General features: G+C 42.1%; 12 protein-coding genes and 2 pseudogenes. 8 read left to right on the top strand and 6 right to left on the bottom strand.

Annotated features, from left to right (window positions below; genetic code table 11):
- Nucleotides 1-245 precede the first annotated feature (245 nt).
- Entirely contained in the window at nucleotides 246-4,139 is a 3,894-nt protein-coding gene (locus H6G96_RS22485; protein ID WP_190913527.1) for a GAF domain-containing protein, read from the top strand.
- On the opposite strand, the gene H6G96_RS22480 is transcribed toward H6G96_RS22485, so the two are convergent.
- The gene (locus H6G96_RS22480) at nucleotides 4,136-5,053 is read right to left on the bottom strand and encodes an AEC family transporter (RefSeq protein ID WP_190913624.1); all 918 of its coding nucleotides are present in this window, start codon (nucleotides 5,051-5,053) and stop codon (nucleotides 4,136-4,138) included. The two genes, H6G96_RS22485 and H6G96_RS22480, sit on opposite strands and share 4 nt — an antisense overlap.
- A 102-nt stretch (nucleotides 5,054-5,155) precedes the next feature.
- On the opposite strand from H6G96_RS22480, the gene H6G96_RS22475 reads away from it, so the two are divergent.
- A complete protein-coding gene (locus H6G96_RS22475) occupies nucleotides 5,156-5,971 on the top strand; it encodes a M15 family metallopeptidase (RefSeq protein ID WP_190913525.1) in 816 nt (271 codons plus the stop codon).
- Nucleotides 5,972-5,996: 25 nt separating this feature from the next.
- On the opposite strand, the gene H6G96_RS22470 is transcribed toward H6G96_RS22475, so the two are convergent.
- Both H6G96_RS22470 and mrdA read right to left on the bottom strand, forming a co-directional pair.
- Complete coding sequence (locus H6G96_RS22470; RefSeq protein ID WP_190913523.1) at nucleotides 5,997-7,034, bottom strand: serine hydrolase; 1,038 nt, start codon at nucleotides 7,032-7,034, stop codon at nucleotides 5,997-5,999.
- A 250-nt stretch (nucleotides 7,035-7,284) separates the two neighbouring features.
- Entirely contained in the window at nucleotides 7,285-9,099 is a 1,815-nt protein-coding gene (gene mrdA, locus H6G96_RS22465; RefSeq protein ID WP_190913521.1) for a penicillin-binding protein 2, read from the bottom strand.
- Between the two features lie 203 nt (nucleotides 9,100-9,302).
- On the opposite strand from mrdA, the gene H6G96_RS22460 reads away from it, so the two are divergent.
- From H6G96_RS22460 to H6G96_RS22450, 3 genes and pseudogenes are all read left to right on the top strand, one after another.
- Nucleotides 9,303-10,430, top strand: a complete 1,128-nt coding sequence (locus tag H6G96_RS22460; RefSeq protein ID WP_190913519.1) for an ABC transporter ATP-binding protein — start codon at nucleotides 9,303-9,305, stop codon at nucleotides 10,428-10,430.
- 72 nt (nucleotides 10,431-10,502) lie between these two features.
- Nucleotides 10,503-10,934 (top strand): hypothetical protein, encoded by a 432-nt coding sequence (locus H6G96_RS22455; protein WP_190913517.1) that lies wholly within the window; start codon nucleotides 10,503-10,505, stop codon nucleotides 10,932-10,934.
- Nucleotides 10,935-11,007: 73 nt separating this feature from the next.
- Nucleotides 11,008-11,199 (top strand): annotated as a pseudogene (locus tag H6G96_RS22450) (IS630 family transposase); the annotation flags it as partial.
- A gap of 416 nt (nucleotides 11,200-11,615) precedes the next feature.
- On the opposite strand, the gene H6G96_RS22445 reads toward H6G96_RS22450, so the two are convergent.
- A complete protein-coding gene (locus H6G96_RS22445) occupies nucleotides 11,616-13,472 on the bottom strand; it encodes an iron uptake porin (RefSeq protein WP_190913515.1) in 1,857 nt (618 codons plus the stop codon).
- A gap of 1,125 nt (nucleotides 13,473-14,597) precedes the next feature.
- Nucleotides 14,598-15,686, bottom strand: a complete 1,089-nt coding sequence (locus H6G96_RS22440; protein WP_190913514.1) for a RuBisCO accumulation factor 1 — start codon at nucleotides 15,684-15,686, stop codon at nucleotides 14,598-14,600.
- Between the two features lie 423 nt (nucleotides 15,687-16,109).
- Between H6G96_RS22440 and H6G96_RS22435 the strand changes: the two genes are divergently transcribed.
- From H6G96_RS22435 to H6G96_RS22425, 3 genes are all read left to right on the top strand, one after another.
- Nucleotides 16,110-17,066, top strand: a complete 957-nt coding sequence (locus H6G96_RS22435) for a response regulator (protein WP_190913512.1) — start codon at nucleotides 16,110-16,112, stop codon at nucleotides 17,064-17,066.
- Between the two features lie 83 nt (nucleotides 17,067-17,149).
- A complete protein-coding gene (gene ubiE / locus H6G96_RS22430; RefSeq protein WP_190913622.1) occupies nucleotides 17,150-17,875 on the top strand; it encodes a bifunctional demethylmenaquinone methyltransferase/2-methoxy-6-polyprenyl-1,4-benzoquinol methylase UbiE in 726 nt (241 codons plus the stop codon).
- 142 nt (nucleotides 17,876-18,017) lie between these two features.
- Nucleotides 18,018-19,253 (top strand): DUF445 domain-containing protein, encoded by a 1,236-nt coding sequence (locus H6G96_RS22425; RefSeq protein WP_190913510.1) that lies wholly within the window; start codon nucleotides 18,018-18,020, stop codon nucleotides 19,251-19,253.
- Between the two features lie 102 nt (nucleotides 19,254-19,355).
- On the opposite strand, the pseudogene H6G96_RS22420 reads toward H6G96_RS22425, so the two are convergent.
- Nucleotides 19,356-19,665, bottom strand: a pseudogene (locus H6G96_RS22420) (sodium-dependent bicarbonate transport family permease); the annotation flags it as partial.
- Nucleotides 19,666-19,774: the final 109 nt, after the last annotated feature.

Genomic DNA, 19,774 nt, shown 5'->3' with positions numbered 1-19,774 from the left:
AGCAATGTTCGACAAGAAGCCAAAACTAAAAAGCAAGAATCTTCTCTTGTAGCTAGTACAGACGCAAATTTTTTAGCGTCTGTTTTTGTAATATTTTGATTAATTTTTGTCAAAGGTAAATAAATATTTGTATTAGTGATTTGCCCGTAGTTTTACTGAAGACAGTTTGATTAATTAAATCTGAAAATGGCTTTAGATTTAATTATGTCACTTTGCAAATTATTAATTGTATTTTCTTATAAGCAATGATTTCTAACCCTGAACAAGATTTGTCCTTATGCCGCCATGAAGAAAGTTTACTACGCCGGATTACAAACCGTATCCGACGAAGCTTAGAGTTGGAAGAAATTATCACGGTGACAACGGCAGAGGTGCGATCGCTATTAAACACTGACCGAGTGATGATTTACAAATTTCATCCCGATAATAGTGGTCAAGTGATTGCTGAGTCAATTTACGAAAATCGTTTGCCATCGCTACTAGGGCTAAATTTTCCTGCTGATGATATTCCAGCCACCGCCCGTGAACTATTTATGAAATCACGAGTGCGTTCTGTTGTTAACGTTGATACTCAAGAGATTGGTCAAAGTCACCTCCATGACTTGGAAAATGGAGAAACTATATCAGAGGAAATCCGTTACCGCCCTGTAGATCCATGTCATATTGAATACTTGAGCGCAATGGGGGTTAAATCTTCCGTAGTAGCGCCCATTATTGATCAAGATCAGCTCTGGGGGCTGCTGGTGTCTCATAATTCCCAAGCGCGTTTGATTTCAGAATATGAACTAGAAGCAGTACAGATGGTAGTCGATCAGCTGTCAGTAGCGATCGCTCAAAGTACCCTGCTCACTCAAGTCCGCAAAACAGCCGAACGGGAAGCTATCATTAACCGCATTGCTACCCTACTACATTCACTACCCACAATTGTATTACAACCAGCCCTAGAAGCAGCTGTTGCCGCCTTTAATGGTGTTGGTGGTCGGCTTTGCATTAGAAATGCAGCTTTTGATTCTCACAATGGCAACATCAGCAGCTTAACAGAATGTTTAATACCAGGAAATAATTGTGCCAGGCTTTATATCTGTGGGCAGCAACCTGCAATGCCAGAACAAACCATATATCCATTGATAGAGCAGTATAGTGTCTGGCAGGAACACTACAAATCTGGTAAATACGATACTTGGGCGATTTCAGATATATATCAAACTTCTAGCTTGCGAAGTTTGCAAGTTGCTTTTCAACCAACTAAAATTCGCAGTATGTTGATGATCCCACTTCAGTATCGTCAGCAGTTGCTGGGCTATTTAAGCATTTTCCGCAATGAAATAGATACAGAAACTCTCTGGGCGGGGCAGTATGACAGCGATCAAAGGCAACTTTACCCCCGTTTATCGTTTGAGGTTTGGCGCGAATCTAAAAAAGCACAAGCTCAAAAATGGACGAGCGAAGAAATTGAACTAGCTACGGACATTGGTAAACACTTTGCTTCAGCAATTCAGCAGTATGAACTATACCAACAGGTGCAAACCTTTAATGAAAGTTTAGAAAAACAAGTTAAAAGACGCATAGTTGAGTTGCAACGGACAAGTGAACAACAACAGGCTGTGTTCAAAGTTATTGCCGAGATTCGAGAATCTCTTGACACAAATATTATTTTTCAAACAACTACTAAAGAGGTTTGTCAATTAATTAAAGCCGATCGCGTTTCTGTTTATCGTTTCGATTCTAATTGGGGTGGTCAATTTGTCGGCGATTTCGAGGCTGCTAGTCCATACTGGTCGAATGAGTCTGAACTAGGTATTAATACAGTTTGGAATGACACCTATTTACAAGAGACAGAGGGAGGACGCTACCGCAACAATGAAACATTTGCTGTGGATGACATCTACAAGATGGGGTTTGCTCAATGTCATATCGACAATCTAGAACAGTTTCAAATTCACGCTTTTGTGCTGGCTCCGATCTTTGTTGGGCAAAAACTTTGGGGTTTACTGGCAACTTATCAACACACTGGCCCTCGTCAATGGAAAGCTTCTGAAGTTAACTTTCTTAGTCAGATTGCTGCCCAAATGGGAGTAGCACTCCAGCAAGCAGAATTACTCACGCGAACAAAACAGCAGACGTTAAGTTTGCGACAAGGGGCAGAACAACAACGCGTATTATTTGAAGTTGTTGCCAAAATTCGAGAATCTCTTGATTTAAAGACAGTTTTTGCCGCAACTGTGTGTGAAGTCCGTCGGTCTTTGAATGCTGACAGAGTGGTAGTATACCGCTTTGACCCGAATTCCGAACTCGATGAAGGTGAAATTGTTTCAGAGGATCTTTTGCCAGAGTTTACTTCTGCTTTAACATTAAAAATTCAAGACAACTGTTTTAAGAAGAAGTATGATGCCCTCTATCGTCAGGGACGCATCCACGCGATCGCTGATATCCACAACTCTGGACTAAATGTTTGTTATGTTCAAATGCTGGATCAACTTCAAGTTAAAGCCAATTTAGTCTTGCCACTAGCTAAAAGTAATGAATTGTGGGGTTTGTTGTGCATTCACCAGTGCGACCAACCGCGTAAATGGCAATCCTCAGAAATCCAGTTCGTTATCCAAGTTGCTGCACAGCTTTCTGTAGCGCTCGAACAAGCTGATTTACTTGAACAAACTAAACATCAGGCTGCTGATTTGCAACAAGCGGCAGAACAACAACGCGTATTATTTGAAGTTGTTGCAAAAATCCGAGAATCTTTGAACTTAGATATGATTTTTCAAACAACCACTCAAGAAATTTGCAAATCACTGCAAGCGGATCGTGTGGCTGTCTATCGCTTTAATCCAGATTGGAGTGGTGAATATATCGCCGAGTTTGTGGGTGATGAGTGGGTAAAACTTGTAACTTCTGATTTCAAAACAGTTTGGGAAGATAGCTATTTACAAGAAACCCAAGGTGGACGATATCGCCACAATGAAAGCTATATAGTTGATGATATCTATAAGTCTGGTCATTCGGAGTGTCACATTGCGGCTCTGGAGAAATTACAGGCAAAAGCTTATGCGATCGCACCTATATTTATCGGACAACAGCTATGGGGCTTACTAGCAGCTTATCAGAACTCTGCACCCCGCCATTGGGAAGCCTCAGAGATGAAGTTCATCACTCAAATTGCCAATCAGCTTGGGGTTGCACTCCAACAAGCCCAGTTACATAATCAAACCAAAGAGCAGACCCAAAAGCTGGCTACAACTTTGCATGATTTACAACAAACTCAAACCCAACTGATCCAAACTGAGAAAATGTCCTCACTGGGTCAACTGGTAGCTGGTGTTGCTCACGAAATTAATAACCCAGTGAACTTCATTTATGGCAATATCAATCATGTCAATGATTATGCCGAAGATTTACTCAGTATACTAGACCTCTATGTGCAAGACTGCCCTAACCCCAACTCTGAAATTCGCGATCGCTCTGAAGAAATAGACTTAGAATTTATCATGGAGGATTTGCCCAAAACTCTATCTTCCATGAAAGTTGGAATTGATCGCATCCGGCAAATTGTCTTGGGTTTACGGAATTTCTCCCGTCTTGACCATGCAGAAATGAAGCCAGTTGATATTCATGAGGGTATTGATAGTACCTTGCTGATTTTGCAGCATCGCTTGAAAGCAAAACCAGAGAGTCCGGCGATTAAATTAGTCAAAGAATACAGTGACCTGCCCTTAGTAGAGTGTTATGCCGGGCCACTAAATCAGGTATTTATGAATGTTTTAAGCAATGCGATCGATGCCCTAGAAGATTATAGGGAATCTCAATTAAAACCTCATGGCAATCAAATTACTATCAGCACTGCTTTCGGAGAGCTTGAAGGCAATGTTAAGAGCGTAGTAATTCGCATTACAGATAATGGCCCAGGAATACCCGAAGCCTTAAGGGCAAGAATCTGTGACCCATTTTTTACTACTAAACCAGTAGGAAAAGGCACTGGTTTGGGGTTATCAATAAGTTATCAGATTGTTGTAGATAAACACGGTGGTGTATTTAAATGTGATTCTCAGCCGGGGTTAGGTACAGAATTTTGGATTGAAATTCCAGTGATACAAATCACCAACTCGCTCTATCAACTTCCAGAGATGGGGAAGGCATCACCCTAAAACAGCCACAACCAAACTGGGAGAGTAACTAGTAATACTATAGTCCCAGCAGCTAAGGCAGTAACTGCCAGATCGTGATCGAGATTGAATGTTTCAGCAATTATTAGTGTACCGAAAGCAGGAGGCATAGCCATTTGTAAGACAATTACCTTTGCTGTGGAACCAGTTAATCCAAACAGTGGTAAAATGCTGCCCAATATCAAGGGAACTAACAACATTTTGATTCCCAAGCTCATCCCTACTTGTGGTAGGCTACTCCAAGATTTGATTAGCGCCAGTCGCATTCCAATTAATACCAGAGATAAAGCTACACCACTCCAAGCAAATTTTTCTAGCCAGAATTCTGCGACTGTTGGAATTGCCACTTGTCGAAACAGCAAGCCAAATCCGAAACTCCATAGGGCAGGATTAATTAAGATGGCCCTAATAATCTGCCAATGATTCTGGACACTGCCACCAAAACTAGCTGCTAGTAACACACCCAAGGCATAAGTACCTGGGAATGAACCTAACAAATCGTAAAATAGCGCCCAAGCGAAGTATTCCTTGCCTACCATTGCTAAGGTAATCGGAAAGCCGAGATAACCTGTATTACCAAGCATTGCGGCTAGGATCAAGCTAGCCTGAGTTGGTGCTTGGAGGACAGTATTTCTAAAATAGGCTTGTCCTTTAATTCCTAACCAAGCTAAAAATGCTCCTAGTAAAATGGCTAGATAAGCAAGCGCAGGTGCAATCCAAATTTGCCCTGACAAGCTGGATTGACGCAAAAAGGATACTATGCTTATGGGTACTCCCACCCAAAACAGAAACTGTCCTAAACGTGTAGGAACTGTCACAGGTAGTTTGCGTCCCAGAATGAAACCTACCAGGACTAATCCTCCCAGCTTGACGTATAGTTCTAAAAGATTTGTCAATATTTCTCCTAAGAACCATAAATGTAAAATGCTACCTGTTACATCTACTTTTGTCCAGTGCAAAATCTGTTATGGCTATCCCACAGAAACAGGAGTTTACCGTTGAATAAGGCTGGGTTTTCTGAAAAACCGCAAAACTCATCGAATGACCTTGGTGATGATATTCCAGCGGCTGTACGCGATACCCCTGTTGCAGCGCCTAAAATGTGGTTGCAACCCAAAATTATGCTGATTGGGGGAGTTGCGGGATTTGTCTTGCTGGGTTTAATTAGTGGTTTTTTGTTTTTCGTTACTGCACCCAAAAAAACCGCTGATTCTCAACCCTCACCCGCGACTTCTGCACCTACACCAACCACAGAATCTAGTAATTCTGTCAACGCTCTATTAGGGCATCTGGCATACCCAGAAGCTCCTGTGTCAGAACTAGTAACCATCTCCGCAAATAGGGGCATTAGAATGCGAAAAGCTGCTGCCCAAAAGTTTGAGGAGATGGTAGCAGAAGCGCGGAGTGCAGGTGTAACTTTAGTACCAATTTCTGGCTTTCGCTCAATCAAAGATCAGGAACCGTTGTTTTTTGGTGTCGGTGCCCAGCGAAATCAAACACCATTAGAACGAGCTGCCCTTAGCGCTCCTCCTGGTCATAGCGAACATCACACAGGTTATGCTGTAGATATTGGAGACGGAGCAGTACCAGCCACTAATCTCCAAACCAACTTTGACAATACCAAGGCTTATCGGTGGCTGCAAGCAAATGCAGCGCGTTTTAGCTTTGAAATGTCATTTCCTAAAAATAATCCTCAAGGTGTGAGTTATGAGCCTTGGCACTGGCGTTTTGTAGGCGATCGCAATAGCTTAGAAATGTTCTACAAAGCCAGAAATCTGAAACCCGTTCAGATATCGCCATCAGAGCCAAAATAATTCGTAATTATTTTACTCTTGCTTCTTATAATGGAGGCTGAAGCACTACTTCCTTAAGAGCTGGACAGTAGTATTCAGCAATTTTTTTAGCGATCGCATCTGGTCGAGAAATTTTATCTAGGTTGCAAAGTAAGATCACGGTAATTCTGTCATCAATAAAGCGGGTAATATTACTTGCAAATCCTAGTATCGAACCATTATGACCAACTACTCGGCGATCGCTATAATTCAATACCCACCAACCTAAACCTGCAATATATCTCAACTTTTCCCAATCATCGCCTTGATTTGGAAAATGAGGTGTCCACATCAGATCAAGAGTTGATTGCTTTAACAGAGTGTCACCACAAAGCGCCTGTTCCCACTTCACCATATCTTCCACACTAGAAAGTTGACCTCCAGCAGAATAGGTAACAGAAGGACTGTAGTAAGGTTTGTTAACGAGTTTGCTGTTTGGCAAGCGATAGCCAGCAGCGCGATGCGGCACAATATCTTTGGGATCATTCATTACGGTTGCATTCATCCCCAAAGGAGCAAAAATGTGATCGCGTAATAAATCTCCATAAGATTTTTCAGTGACTTTTTCTAGGATCAAACCCAGTAGATAGTAGCCTGTATTGTCATAGGCGCTAAACTCACCCGGTTGGAATTTGAGGGGTAAGTGAGTAACTAGAGCCAAAATTTCAGATTTAGATAAATCAAGATGGGTAATTTCCCAGTAGTTTGGCGCGTCGGTATAGCTGGGAAGTCCAGACTGATGAGACAGAATATGCCCGATTGTGACATTTTGCCACGTTAGGGGTAGATGATCGAGATAATTTGCGATCGCTTCTTTTAGCGAGATTATCCCTTGCTCCACCAGCATCATCGTGACTGTAGCGGTGAAAGTTTTACCGACAGAGGCAATTTCATAAACTGTCTGTTCAGTCGCTGAAACAGAGTGTTCAACATTCGCCAGTCCATAGCCCTTAACTAAAACAGGTTCACCTTCCTGTACCACTGCCACAGAAAGCCCCGGAATCTGATTTTTAGTCATTGTGGCTCGAATATAGTCATCAATCACGATTGACCTCATTTTTTTGGTGATGGGGTAATGGCAATACAGTTCGGTTAAGAAATTTATTAGTTGAGGCAGGCTGGCGTTGCAGGGGGAGAAGAGAAGCAGGGGGAGAGAAGAACTACTGAACAATAACTCTTTTTCCTCCCCTGCAACGCCTGCTTATCCGAACCATATTGGGGGTGATGGGACAAGGGGCGTATTGAACAAGTTTCTCCCTTGTCTCTTCTCCATGCCCCATGCCCAATCCCCAATTTCATGATTTCTCAGGCACTGGTTTCTGGTACTTACCTGGATACTTGCGCTGAAAATATTCTTCCATAATTTCTAAAATCATCGGCGCAGCAATGCTACCACCACCGCCACCAGAATGTTCAGCAAATGCCACAATTAGAACTTCCGGCTGTTCGGCAGGTGCATAGGCTCCAAACCAAGCGTGATTTTGCTTAACACGGCCCTTCCAAGCTTCAGCAGTGCCACTCTTACCAGCGACTGGGGGAACTGTTGGCTGCATCAAAGCCTTACCTGTACCTTCAGCTACTACTTTCCGTAGTCCCTGACGGAGAACACTTATGGTTGTTGGCTTCATATTTAAAGATTCTCGCCAGCTTTTTGCTTCTTCATTGTCTTTAAGCAAATGCGGCTGGACTCGGTAGCCACCATTAGCGGGCACGGCGAACATGATGGCAACTTGTAAAGGTGTAGTTTGTAAGGCACCTTGACCAATTGACATATTAATGCTGTCACCAACAGTCCAAGGTATCTTCCAAGTTTTCTGCTTCCATGTCTCATCTGGTACTAAACCTTTTGCCTCTTCCTTGGGAAACTCAAAGCCGGTTTTTTGGCCAAATCCATACTTGCGAGTCCATTCAATTAAAGTTGGGCCGCCGACTCCCCGACCAATTTGATAGAAGAAGGTATCACTGCTCCACTGTAATGCACCGACAAAACCCAATGGGCCGAATCCGGCGTGATTCCATTCACCAAATCGGGTACCGCCAAAGTTTAAGGAACCGTAGGTTTGCAAGACTGTGCTAGGAGAAAATTTACCGGATTCTAGACCGGCTGTAGTGGTGACAATTTTGAAGGTACTAGCGGGTGGAAAAGCACTCAGGGCGCGATTTACCAAGGGATGATCTGAACCTTGTACAGTTTCCCAATCTTTTTGGGTGAGTTTCTGCTTTGAGAAAATATTGGGGTCAAAGGTGGGATGAGACACCATTGCTAAAACGGCACCGTTCTTTGGGTCAAGTGCCACGATCGCACCGTCGCGATCGCCCAAAGCTTTTTCTGCTGTCTTTTGCATATTTAAATCTATGGTCAAGTGCAAATCATTACCAGCTTTCGCCTGTTTCTCTCCCAAAACCCGGAGCGGCCGACCTGCACCATCTACTTCTACCTGCTGACCGCCCCATTCGCCCCGCAGCATTTTCTCATAAGCTTTTTCAACTCCCATTTGACCAATCACATCACCCAATCTGTAGCCTTCCTGCTTCTTTTCTTTTAACTGATCGGCGGTCAGTTCTCGCGTATATCCTAATACATGAGCTAATTCCCTACCGTGGGGGTAGTAACGAACGGCTTCTGTATGAATTTCCACACCTTGAAGATCGGTTTCATACTCTTTCAATGCCGTAATTTGCGCTTCGTTCAAGTCACGGGCAATTCGGATGAGTGAAGAAGAGTTAGCACCTGCCTCTTCTAGTTTCTTTTCCATTTCTCCTTTGGAAACGTCGAGAATTTGAGATAAACGTGCTCCTACAACTGACCATGCTGGCTTAGTATGTGCCATTGGCCACAAATATACAGAGCGAGGATAACGAGTACTGGCTAAAAGTTTACCATTGCGGTCAAAAATGTTGCCTCGTTCTGGTTGTTTGGGAATCATCCTAATTCGATTTGACTCGGCTCTTTTTCGGTGGTTTGTTCCTTCAGCAATTTGCAAATATGCCAAACGAACGCTGATTCCCGTCACCATAAATAGAGTAAATATAATTAAAAATATTGGTTGGAAACCACGTCCAACGGTACGCGTATCTTTTTTGCTGCCAATTGATGGGAATAAGGACATAAGACAAATATTGATTCCAATAGCGGTATTATTTTGTATACAATTACTCTAAATTCATACCCACTAGTGGGTATAAAAGAATTTGGCGAGTATATTATTGAACAATGGTTTTTGGGGGATACAATAAACCAAAGTGTCAAATCTAGTCTGCCCAATAGACTATTGACAAAATTACGTAAGATCACGGCATTCTACTAAGGATTATGGCTCAAATTGTCATGCAGAATCAAAGGGGGATAACAACTTTTCAGCCACTTGATGTTGAACTGCGTAATGTATTCAAGTTTTTTAACCAAGAACCAGCAGTACATGGAATAGATTTGGATGTCAAACAGGGAGAATTTTTTAGTATTTTAGGCCCCTCCGGTTGTGGTAAAACAACAACACTGCGCTTAATTGCTGGGTTTGAGATCGCTGACGCTGGTAAGGTTTTGATTCAAGGTCAGTCTATGACTAATGTGCCGCCTTACCGCCGACCCGTCAATACTGTATTTCAAAGTTACGCTCTATTTAACCACCTGAATATCTCGGATAACATTGCTTTTGGACTGCGGTTAAAAAAAATACGCAAATCGGAAATTGAAGCTAGAGTCCAAGAAGCTTTAAAACTAGTAAAAATGGAAAGTTTGCGATCGCGCTTTCCCAATCAACTTTCTGGTGGTCAACAGCAGCGAGTCGCCTTAGCAAGGGCCTTAGTCAACCGTCCCACCGTTGTACTACTGGATGAACCTTTAGGGGCGTTAGATTTAAAACTGCGTAAAGAAATGCAGGTTGAGTTATCAAATTTACACAAAGATTTGGGATTGACCTTTGTGATGGTGACACACGACCAAGAAGAAGCATTATCTTTGAGCGATCGCATTGCTGTGATGAACCAAGGCAAAATTGAACAAGTTGGCACTCCTAGCCAAATTTATGAACGTCCTTGCACATCCTTTGTTGCTGATTTTATCGGTGATACTAATTTATTTAGCGGTGAAATCGTAGCAGTAGACTCTTCTAATGTTCAAATTTCGACAAAAACGGGACTTTCAATTGTCGTTAGCCGCGTTGAAAATACACCATCTGAATTATCACAAGCCGTGGTAGTGAGTGTACGCCCAGAAAAAATACAGCTTTCGCTTTATCCACCCAATTTGCCAACTAACTGCTTTGAGGGACGGCTTGTCAATATTATGTATTTGGGCACACACGTTAATTATGTTGTGCAATTAACAAATAGTACTGGCATAAATGTGTTGCAACCTAATACTTTTGGCACTTTACCAGACCGCAACACGCCCATCTACGCCTGGTGGGCAGAAAATGATTGTTTAGCTATTAGTCAATAGTTATAAGAGTCGGCTTTATATAAGATTAAATAATAAAATAAAACCTTGACCCTGTACTAGAAATATTAACCCATGTCAATTTTGAAAAGAGTTCCTTGGGTGTCCTTGGCGCTAGTAATGCTTAGTTACAGTACTTTGGGCTGGGTAATATCTGAAACACGCGCTCCTTTATTTGTGTGGCTGGTGACAGTGGTTGCTATCTTACTTTTAGTAGTAACGTTGACCATTCCTTGGCTAAAAATGACATATTATTTGAATGTTTTGTTTAAATCAAATACTAGGTCTTTCGGCGTTGCCGTTTTAGCAGCTTTCTTGTTTTTTATTATGATTGCTTGGTTTCGGATATTTCTTGATACTTTACTCATCATTTCGGCAACTATATTAGTCAGGATAGACTTTCAGATGGCAGGTCTTAGAGAAGGGCTAGCCTTTTGGACTACGTCTACCTTTTCATTGATAGGTTTGGCTTTGGGTGCGCTAATTCACCAGCTAATATATTTTTAAATTCCGCTAATGTTATCTTAAAACTTTGACGAGACGCTACGCGTAGCTTGCTTCCCCGCAGGAGTACGGTAACGCAAAGTTACAAGATTTTATCGCAGCTTGCCATGATGCTTGTGAGGTAAGAAAAGCTTTTGCGGTCAAGTTGGTTTACTTAGATTACTTGTACAAATAAATCCAAACTATTTTAGATGTGTCTTCAGGTTCGGTAACAGATTGGAAACAAGCCTATAAGCAACATGGAATTGATGAACTGAAGTTGAATTACACTTGTCGGTATCAAAAGTTCTAGCTCTCTCTAAATTCCCCGATAAATTGAGGGATTTTGATTCCGATTCTCCCCTTAAAAAGCAGGACTGTTTAATTCGATAAGATCATGATTTTGTCAAGAGTATGAGCAAGAAATTTGGGAAAGCGGGAAAAATAAAAACTACCACTTCAAGGGATAGATTTAAGTGCGTTGGCAAAGCCTTGCCGAAGGCATCGCCATTTTCTTGTCCAATCAGATTTTTTAGTCACCTGATTTTCTTGCTTTAAACGCTTGCAAATCAACGTCTTTTAGGGAATGAAACAGTCCTGCCTTAAAAAGGGGTTAGAGAGGATCTAAAAGTGCTTATCACAGCAAAATACTTTTCAAACAACCTCTAAGCGAGAAGTATTAACACCTCAAACCTAGCTGTTAATTTAGAAAGTGAAGGTAGTACGAAGTACACCCACGGTTGTTGTATCGTTATTGCTATTGCTTTCAGGATTAAAAAGGACAAATGCACCCGGAGTAATGCTGATATTGTCGTTAATCCGAAAGCGGTAGTAAGCCTCTAAATGGTATGGAACAGCCCTGTTTACACCTGCGGGTGCGAGAGTAGCTGCACCACCAGCATCGGTGCGATATAGTGGTTGACCAAAAATAATACCTGCATTGTTCCCCTTCTGAAATAAATCGTTGAAATGAAGCCCTGCCATCCAACTGGTAAAGGTAGTAGAAGCATCAACTTCCCCAGAAGAATCGTCAACAAAAAATGCCGCGCCATAACCAGACAAAGCAATGTTTGGAGTAAATCGCCAAGTAACAGTTCCACCAACAGAGTTAAGTTTTACAGGTGTTCCTAAATCAACCCCTGCTAAAGCACCGATATCATTAGTAGTTAATCCGGTGCCAAGAATGTTTATCTCGTGATAGCTATTGGCATAATTTAAACCAATATCTATAGAAGTACTTGGTCTAAAAGTTAATTGAGCTGCTACTACACTACTACCTGCAAATACGCCAGATCCCAAAGGTGTTCCAGAAACTCCTGGTAGTACTTCGGCAGCTTGTTGAGGAATGTTAGCGTTTGCATTACCGTACAAAGCTCTAAAATCCAGTTGGTCTGAAATGTTAAAAATAAAACCAGCAGCAGATGCTAAACCAGAACCAGAAGTACCACCAGAAACACGCACTACAGGGTTCAAACTGGCGAAGCGAGAAATTGCCTCTTGTCCTTCACCATAAAAAGGAGTAACAGGAGGAAAAGCATCCGACACTTCCGCAGCAGTCCCGCCAAATAATGTCAGTTTATCAGCAACCGGAAAGATGTAAAGCAACTTGTAAAGCTGAAGAGAGTTAGCACCGATTGCTGTTAGTGTTTTGGGATCAACCCCAGGAAATTGAGGTTCAAAACTAGTACGAGCGCTACTAGAACTTAGAATTGGTGATACTAGTCCCAAACTCTCTTGAAGGCTACCACTTCCATCGACGCCACCTAAGAAATTATATGCTTGCAACCCAGTAATCAGTAAGTCTTTACCGGTGAAACTGGTAGTAAGATTTAACCGGACTCGGTTTGTCAGGATAATATTAGGGTCATCTCGATCTGGAGCGCCTCCTGTTGCACCAAGAGCTGAAATAATTACTTCACCACTGAGTTTAGTTGTTGTGGAAAACTGATTGGCCTCTAATTGAGCGGTGCGAGCTTCCACAGCATCTACTCGACCTCGCAATGTAGCTAATTCGACCGAAAATTCTTCTTGCAGTTTTTGTAAGGTAGCTAAATCTTGCTTTGTTACTAAATCACTAGTTGCGGTGGCAATTAGCTCATTTACCCGATCTAAACAAGCATTTAAACCTGCGGCAAATTCATAACGAGTCAGCGCCCGGTTCCCCCGATATGTACTGTTTGGATAGCCAGCAATACAACCATAGCGCTCGACTAGAGATTGTAATGCAGCAAAAGCCCAATCTGTAGGTTGGACATCTGATAATTGCGATACAGATGTTACCTGTGCTAACAAATCTCTTCTAAGAGAAGGGCGTGAAAACTCCGAAGTAGTTTGAGAAAAATCACCAGATGGAGGCAGTGTTAATTCATAACTTTTATAATTCTCGTTGATTGTTCTAGAACTAGCTTGATTTTTAAAATGGGCTCCTTTTTCAGAAAACTTTATAGTCTGGGTATTATCTGCACCTGTTTCAATTACTCTTATGGCCAGCACAGGTGACCATCCTCCAAGTAAGCACAGAAAAATTACTCCACTAACAGAAGCTAGGAAATTTAGTTTCACAGTTTATCCTCACAACCAACAATATGTATTTCAAACAATGCTTTGAAATACAAAATACACCTTTATTTATTAAAATATAGTTTGTGCAAAAAAAGAGAGCTTTTAGTTTTTTTATATCTACTAATAAATTTATAACCTGTATAGCAATTCCTAATTTTAAATAGATATTATTTAGTGCTTTATATAAGTCTAATAACTATGATTTATTAAACTTATAATTAATAAAATTTATATATTTGGTTCTGAGTTGAGTGAGTTACAATAATTCAACCCTCAACACTTTCCCTGCTCTTCGAGAGGAGGTTATGATGGATTTACCTTATGTGATTAGGAAACCCTATATACACAGTTTTTATCTATTTCATAAACATATTTTGTTTGAGTTTTAAAAAACAGGTAATTATAAGAGTACATCTTGGTGCTTGATCAAGCAAGTACCTTGGAATAATATTGCTGGTTTCTAAGTAATTTTATTTTTACTTAATTTTAAATGTCAAAAGTATTACAAACGCATAAACAAAAGTGTTACGACAAAAGCCGCAACGACAGATTGAAGGTTTGAACCTACGTAATGCTTTAAACTACAACTCCGTACTACATCCGCCCACAGTATCCGCTTCTTGAAAAAGAGGTAAGGGAGGAGGGAGAAAAGGGAAGAATTGTTTCCCCCTCTTCCGTGCCCCTTGCTTCCTGCCTCTTCGTTGAAAATCATATCTTGCTGATAATTGGGTGGAATACCAGTAAACAAAACCAGTTCCAAGTCATCCTTAACTTTCTTGGGGAGCAGTTTTTCAATATTTATTAATGAGTCGTCAGAAGGAGTCTGCGTACCCCTTCTCTACGTAACGCTCCCAGGGCGGTTTCATACGAAAAAAGAAAAATACATAAGTCTTGATTTCTCGTTTTGTGGCATGGCTTTTTACCCCACTTCCATTCCTCTCCCCGAAACGGAGAGAGGCTTTGAAACGCAGTTTTAGTTTTTCTCTGCTTGTATGAAACCACCCTGCTTCTCTACGTAACGCTCCGAGAAAGGAAAAGCAAGCTACGCCCAGTGTCTCGTATGAGCGTCAAGATTGCTGATTCGTGGATTCTGAATTCTTCTTTAATCCAAAATCTAAAATTGAATTACTCGTCAATCTGCCATGAATCCTTAGTTAATTCTTCATCCAGAATTTTCTTAGGACGCACAATGATAATAATTTGTCCTAGTAAGGGAATTTCTGGTTCAGTTTCAAACCACTGAAAATCTAATTCACCACCATTTTCAACGACAAAATAGCTAGAGGCATCCCATTCTCGTTTGGCACGATCTACCACAACTACAACGGGGCCCATTTGGCTTTGGGTTTGGATGGGGAAGCGATCGCTATTCGCTAAAATCACTACTGGATCTTCTGCCGCTAACAGCACTTGCCAACCTGGTAATGGAACCCAAGCTTGCTCTCCAGAAAACTTAACCAGGCGAAATGGTTCAATTTCTGTCAATATCGGTACAGCTTGCAAGTCTTGCCGTGACAATGGCAACTCACCTACCACTGGTAGAATTCGAGGTAATTGTTCTTCAAATTCCAGGCGGTAAAAGGGTAAAATTGGCGCTGGACGCTGGGGAACGGTAGTAAAATCAGTCAGTAGCTGTTCGATTTTTTGCCTTGCTGCTGGCGTGTGAGCAAAGCGTAAACCTTTGGCGATCAGGCGCGATCGCTGTTGTAAATCTGCATTTTGGCGTGCCAGTTTCCAAACTTGATGAGCAACGGCATCCCCAGGATGGTTAGAAAACCCTTCTGGCAAAGTGCGGAAATAGGAGAACTCCTTAAGTGCTTTTGCTATATCCCGTGCCTCATCAGCATCAACGTTGTGGACGAAGATTAGCTCGGCGGCAGCGGCGCGTTCTTCTTGAGTGAGCAAACGCAGTTCGTATAAAACATCACTGCCGCGTGTGGCGTAGTGCGATCGCGTTTCTTCCGATACTCCAAACTTTTCTAAAGAATTGTAAACTTGGGAACCAACAACCACCTGATTTTGTTGAATCGGCTCAAATCCAGTCGCTTCAAAAATTTCTTGGGGGTTGTAACCGGTTTTTAGCAACGAGGCGATCGCGGCTCCCCATTCCACCCAGTTGCCTTGTTTTTGCCTCAGCCTTCGCAGTAATTCTTGCGCTACATCGTTGGTAGCATTTTCTTCGGGATTCTGAGCGTTGGGTGGTAGATCAGTCATAATCGGAGTGCGAACTTCAACTTGAGAGGTTGATTAATACCTTATGAGCAAGTCTTATTCTAATCTATGAACTACCCAGGCCTACTGTCTTGAGTTCATTTGTAGAAACTTTTAATTTTGTAAAATACAGATCCTAAGGACGCACAGCTAGCTGTGCGCTCCTATTAAGCGTTCCATCCAAAAGAGGTTAGCGTACCTTATCCATATGGAAACCACCATATTTAAGCTTATTTAGTTGATTCTTCTTATGCAATTTTTTCTAACTCAGATATTTGAACAGGTAAATATCCTCTGTAATACTCACAGTTATCGTACTCAAATATGCAAGTTAAGTCAGTAAAAACCCTAGATAAATTTCTGCTATTCTCAACTAAGCTTGGTATGGAATATAACAAGATAATGAATATTTAAAGGAAATATCTTATGGATAAGTCCAGCCTCGAAATAGATAAACTCCAATATCAAGTTATGACTCTAGAACGACCAAAAAAGCTTAAAATCCTGGTAGTTGACGATGAACCAGATAATCTCGATCTGCTTTATCGCACCTTTCGACGCGACTTTAATGTTCTGAAAGCTGATAGTGGGGTGAACGCTCTACAAGTATTGGCAGCAGAAGGCGAGGTAGCGGTGATTATCTCTGATCAACGGATGCCAGAAATGAAAGGAACTGAGTTTCTCAGTAAAACTGTACCTCAGTTTCCCGATACGGTTAGGATAATTCTCACCGGATTTACTGATATTGAAGACTTGGTAGAAGCAATTAATGCCGGGCAAGTCTACAAATATATCACCAAGCCTTGGGATCCAGGAGAACTGAAGGCAGTGGTGCAAAGAGCCGCAGAAACCTACGACTTGCTCAAGCAACGTACAGAAGAATTACGCCGTGCTCATGCTCAAATGGCGCTGCTAAGTGTTTTAGTACAGGTAACTCAAGCAGCTTCTAGCTTAGAAGAAACTCTCGATCCAATTACCAGGGCTGTAAGTGAGACTTTTGGAGCAGATGGCTGTATTCTCCAACTTACAGACGGAAATACTCTGATTGCAACTCAAGGAACTTATAGTGATACAGGTACAATAGAGAATTGGCTATCTCTTGACCCACTAACAAAGGAAGCGATCGCCACCGGGCAAATGCAAGTTTCCTCAAATATACTTAAAGACACTAAATTAGCTGATGCTATTCACTACCAAAATACGGGTGTGCAAGCACATTTAGTTATCCCAATTAGCTACCGTCATCGACTTTTGGGCGTATTGTCGCTACAGTGGCAACAACCTTACACTTTGCAAGAAGATGAATTAATGCTAATTAATTTATTAGCCGAACTGGTAGCGATCGCTCTTACTAGTAGTCGCTGCGATCAAACCACTGTGTAGTTGTCATTAGTCATTAGTCATTTGTCCTTTGTTAAAAACCAATGACTAATGCTCAATACCCAATGCCCAATGTCCCATACCCAATGAGTAACGAAATTCAGTCCATTTTTAACCGTATTGCCCCAGTTTATGACCAGTTGAACGATTGGTTGAGTCTGGGACAGCATCGAATATGGAAGGAAATGGCAGTGAAATGGAGTGCAGCTAAACCGGGTGATACTGCATTAGATTTGTGTTGCGGTAGTGGTGATTTAGCCTTACGTCTGGCACGGCGTGTAGGGGCAACAGGGAAGGTTTACGGAGTGGATTTTTCACCCAACCTGCTAGAAATAGCTAAAGAACGCTCCCACAGTCAGTACCCCCAACCTGCGTTGGCTTTGCCCGCCGTAGGCATCGCCTGGATAGAAGCCGACGTGCTAAATTTACCCTTTGAGGATAACCAATTTGATGCCGCAACAATGGGCTATGGTTTAAGAAATGTTAAAGATATTTCCCGTAGTCTCCAAGAGTTATACCGGGTGCTAAAGCCGGGTGCTAAAGCCGCAATTTTGGACTTTCATCGACCGAGTAATCCTCAGCTACGTGCCTTTCAGCAGTTGTATCTGGACAGTTTTGTAGTGCCAGTTGCCAGTTATTTAGGGTTAAAAGAAGAATATGCTTACATCAGTCCCAGCTTAGACCGCTTTCCCGTCGGGAGTGAGCAAATAGAGTTAGCGCGTCAAGTTGGTTTTGCTGTTGCCACACACTACCCCATTGCGAACGGTATGATGGGAGTGCTAGTGCTTAGTAAGTTAGGAGTTATTAGTTAAAAGTTATGAATTATGAGTAGTGATAAATTCTCATAAAAAATTTATCATTCTTAACTCCTAACTCCTGTATAGACGCGATTAATCACGTCTCTTCTAACTCCTAACTCTAAACTCTAAACTCTTAACTTTTTTAATTCTTCCCTTGGACTGGTCTCATCTTTGGCTTTATGTGTCTCCCCCGGTACTGGGTGGAATTATTGGCTATTTCACAAATGATATAGCTATCAAAATGTTGTTCCGTCCTTACCGAGCAATTTACATTGCTGGACGAAGAGTACCCTTCACCCCTGGATTGATTCCCCGCAACCAGGAACGTCTGGCTCTGAACATTTCCAAGACAATCATGGGGTCACTGTTGACACCGAAAGAATTGCAAAACCTGGCGCGACGTTTGTTGCAAACAGAACGCGTACAAGGAGCGATTCTCTGGTTGTTGCAGATGGCAATTGAACAAGTAAAAACAGATAAAAACGATAAAAGTGTCAAAATTGTTGCGGGGATTTTGCGGGATTTACTAGGGGAATCTTTGCCACGGTTACTCAAAGTTTTGGCGCGACGTGAAGACTTTTTGGAAGCGCAGATCAATCAAATTTTTGACCAGATATTGCTGGAATTTCAATTGAGTGAAGAACAAGCCACGCGGCTTGCTGATTGGTTGTTGCAAGCAGTTTTACCGCCGGATGTGCTGCGGCAGACGATAGTTGATTTTTTGACCGATCGCACAATTCAAATTATTGATGAAGGCTTCCGCGAAAAAACCAGTGGGACTTATTGGGTAGTAGCAAATTTGTTTGGCTTACGTAATACTCTCACGCGGCTACGAACTTTTTGCTTAGATGAAAAAGAGGCTACCAATACTCGCTTGCAGGAATTAACTCAAGATTTGCAAATGCGCGATCGCATTAGGAAATTACTGCAAAATTTATCATTACAAAACTTGCCAATGGGGACGGTGCGCCAACTGCGAAAGACCACCCGCGAAAGCGTCCGCCATTACCTGCAAGACAGTGGCAGCGATTTTTTGCAAGGATTAACTGATTCTGTTGATTGGGAAAATATTGCTGTAGTACTGCTGAATCGTCTTAGTACTTCACCTGTTGTCAGTACTTCTCTAGAAGTTATGAGTCAAGAGTTGGCTTTAATATTAGATAAGTATTTGGAAAAAGATTTAGAAGTAATTGTGGCGCAAGTAATTCCGATTTTGTCAATAGATCAAGTGATAGTTGACCGGGTAAAATCTACTTCACCGGCTGATTTAGAAGCTGCTATCGAAGGAATTGTGAAGAATGAATTGCAAGCGATTGTAACTTTAGGTGGTGTCTTGGGTTTTGTTATCGGGTTATTACAGACAGTGTTTTTCCTGTTTAGTCAATATTAATTTTTTGTTTTCATCTGTAAATTTGTATTAAATTATAGTTGCAAGTTGTCCAAATTGTGAAATGAGTGAAATTGAGCGATCGCTTTTTGAGAATTTGGATTTGATGCCTTCCGTTTCCAGTAGCGTCAGCGCGGCGGCGAGGGTAGAGCCACTCACGACACCTAACAAGCCCGCAGTCGCTGGGATCCACGGTTTTGACGCTCGGCAGCTTGGCCAACGTGTAGCGCCCGATGAACACGATAAAAATACCCGTTACCACGGCGAACAGCGCGGGCAACACCATCTCTGCCAGATTGCCATTGCGGATCGCAATGCCGCCGCTCAAGCCGACTTTGATGAGTAGCATGAAGACGATGAACTTAGAGATCGCATCTGGAAGTTGCAGTTCGCTACCGAGGGGGGCAATGACCATACCACCGATCAGAAAGCCGAGCGTTGGGGACTGCAACTGAGACCCAAGTCCCGCAGGCAAGAAATACGGCTACTAAAAACCGGGGTCATGCCCCGGCTTTTTAGGTCTG

The sequence above is a fragment of the Nostoc sp. FACHB-892 genome, assembly GCF_014698795.1.
Taxonomy (GTDB): Bacteria; Cyanobacteriota; Cyanobacteriia; order Cyanobacteriales; family Nostocaceae; genus Nostoc.
This window is presented reverse-complemented; position numbering and strand designations above follow the sequence as displayed.

Coding starts and splice junctions, on each gene's coding strand:
- mrdA (WP_190913521.1), bottom strand. CDS start 9,099: ATGTCCTTATTCCCATCAATTGGCAGCAAAAAAGATACGCGTACCGTT.
- H6G96_RS22460 (WP_190913519.1), top strand. CDS start 9,303: ATGGCTCAAATTGTCATGCAGAATCAAAGGGGGATAACAACTTTTCAG.
- H6G96_RS22440 (WP_190913514.1), bottom strand. CDS start 15,686: ATGACTGATCTACCACCCAACGCTCAGAATCCCGAAGAAAATGCTACC.
- ubiE (WP_190913622.1), top strand. CDS start 17,150: ATGAGTAACGAAATTCAGTCCATTTTTAACCGTATTGCCCCAGTTTAT.
- H6G96_RS22485 (WP_190913527.1), top strand. CDS start 246: ATGATTTCTAACCCTGAACAAGATTTGTCCTTATGCCGCCATGAAGAA.
- H6G96_RS22455 (WP_190913517.1), top strand. CDS start 10,503: ATGTCAATTTTGAAAAGAGTTCCTTGGGTGTCCTTGGCGCTAGTAATG.
- H6G96_RS22435 (WP_190913512.1), top strand. CDS start 16,110: ATGGATAAGTCCAGCCTCGAAATAGATAAACTCCAATATCAAGTTATG.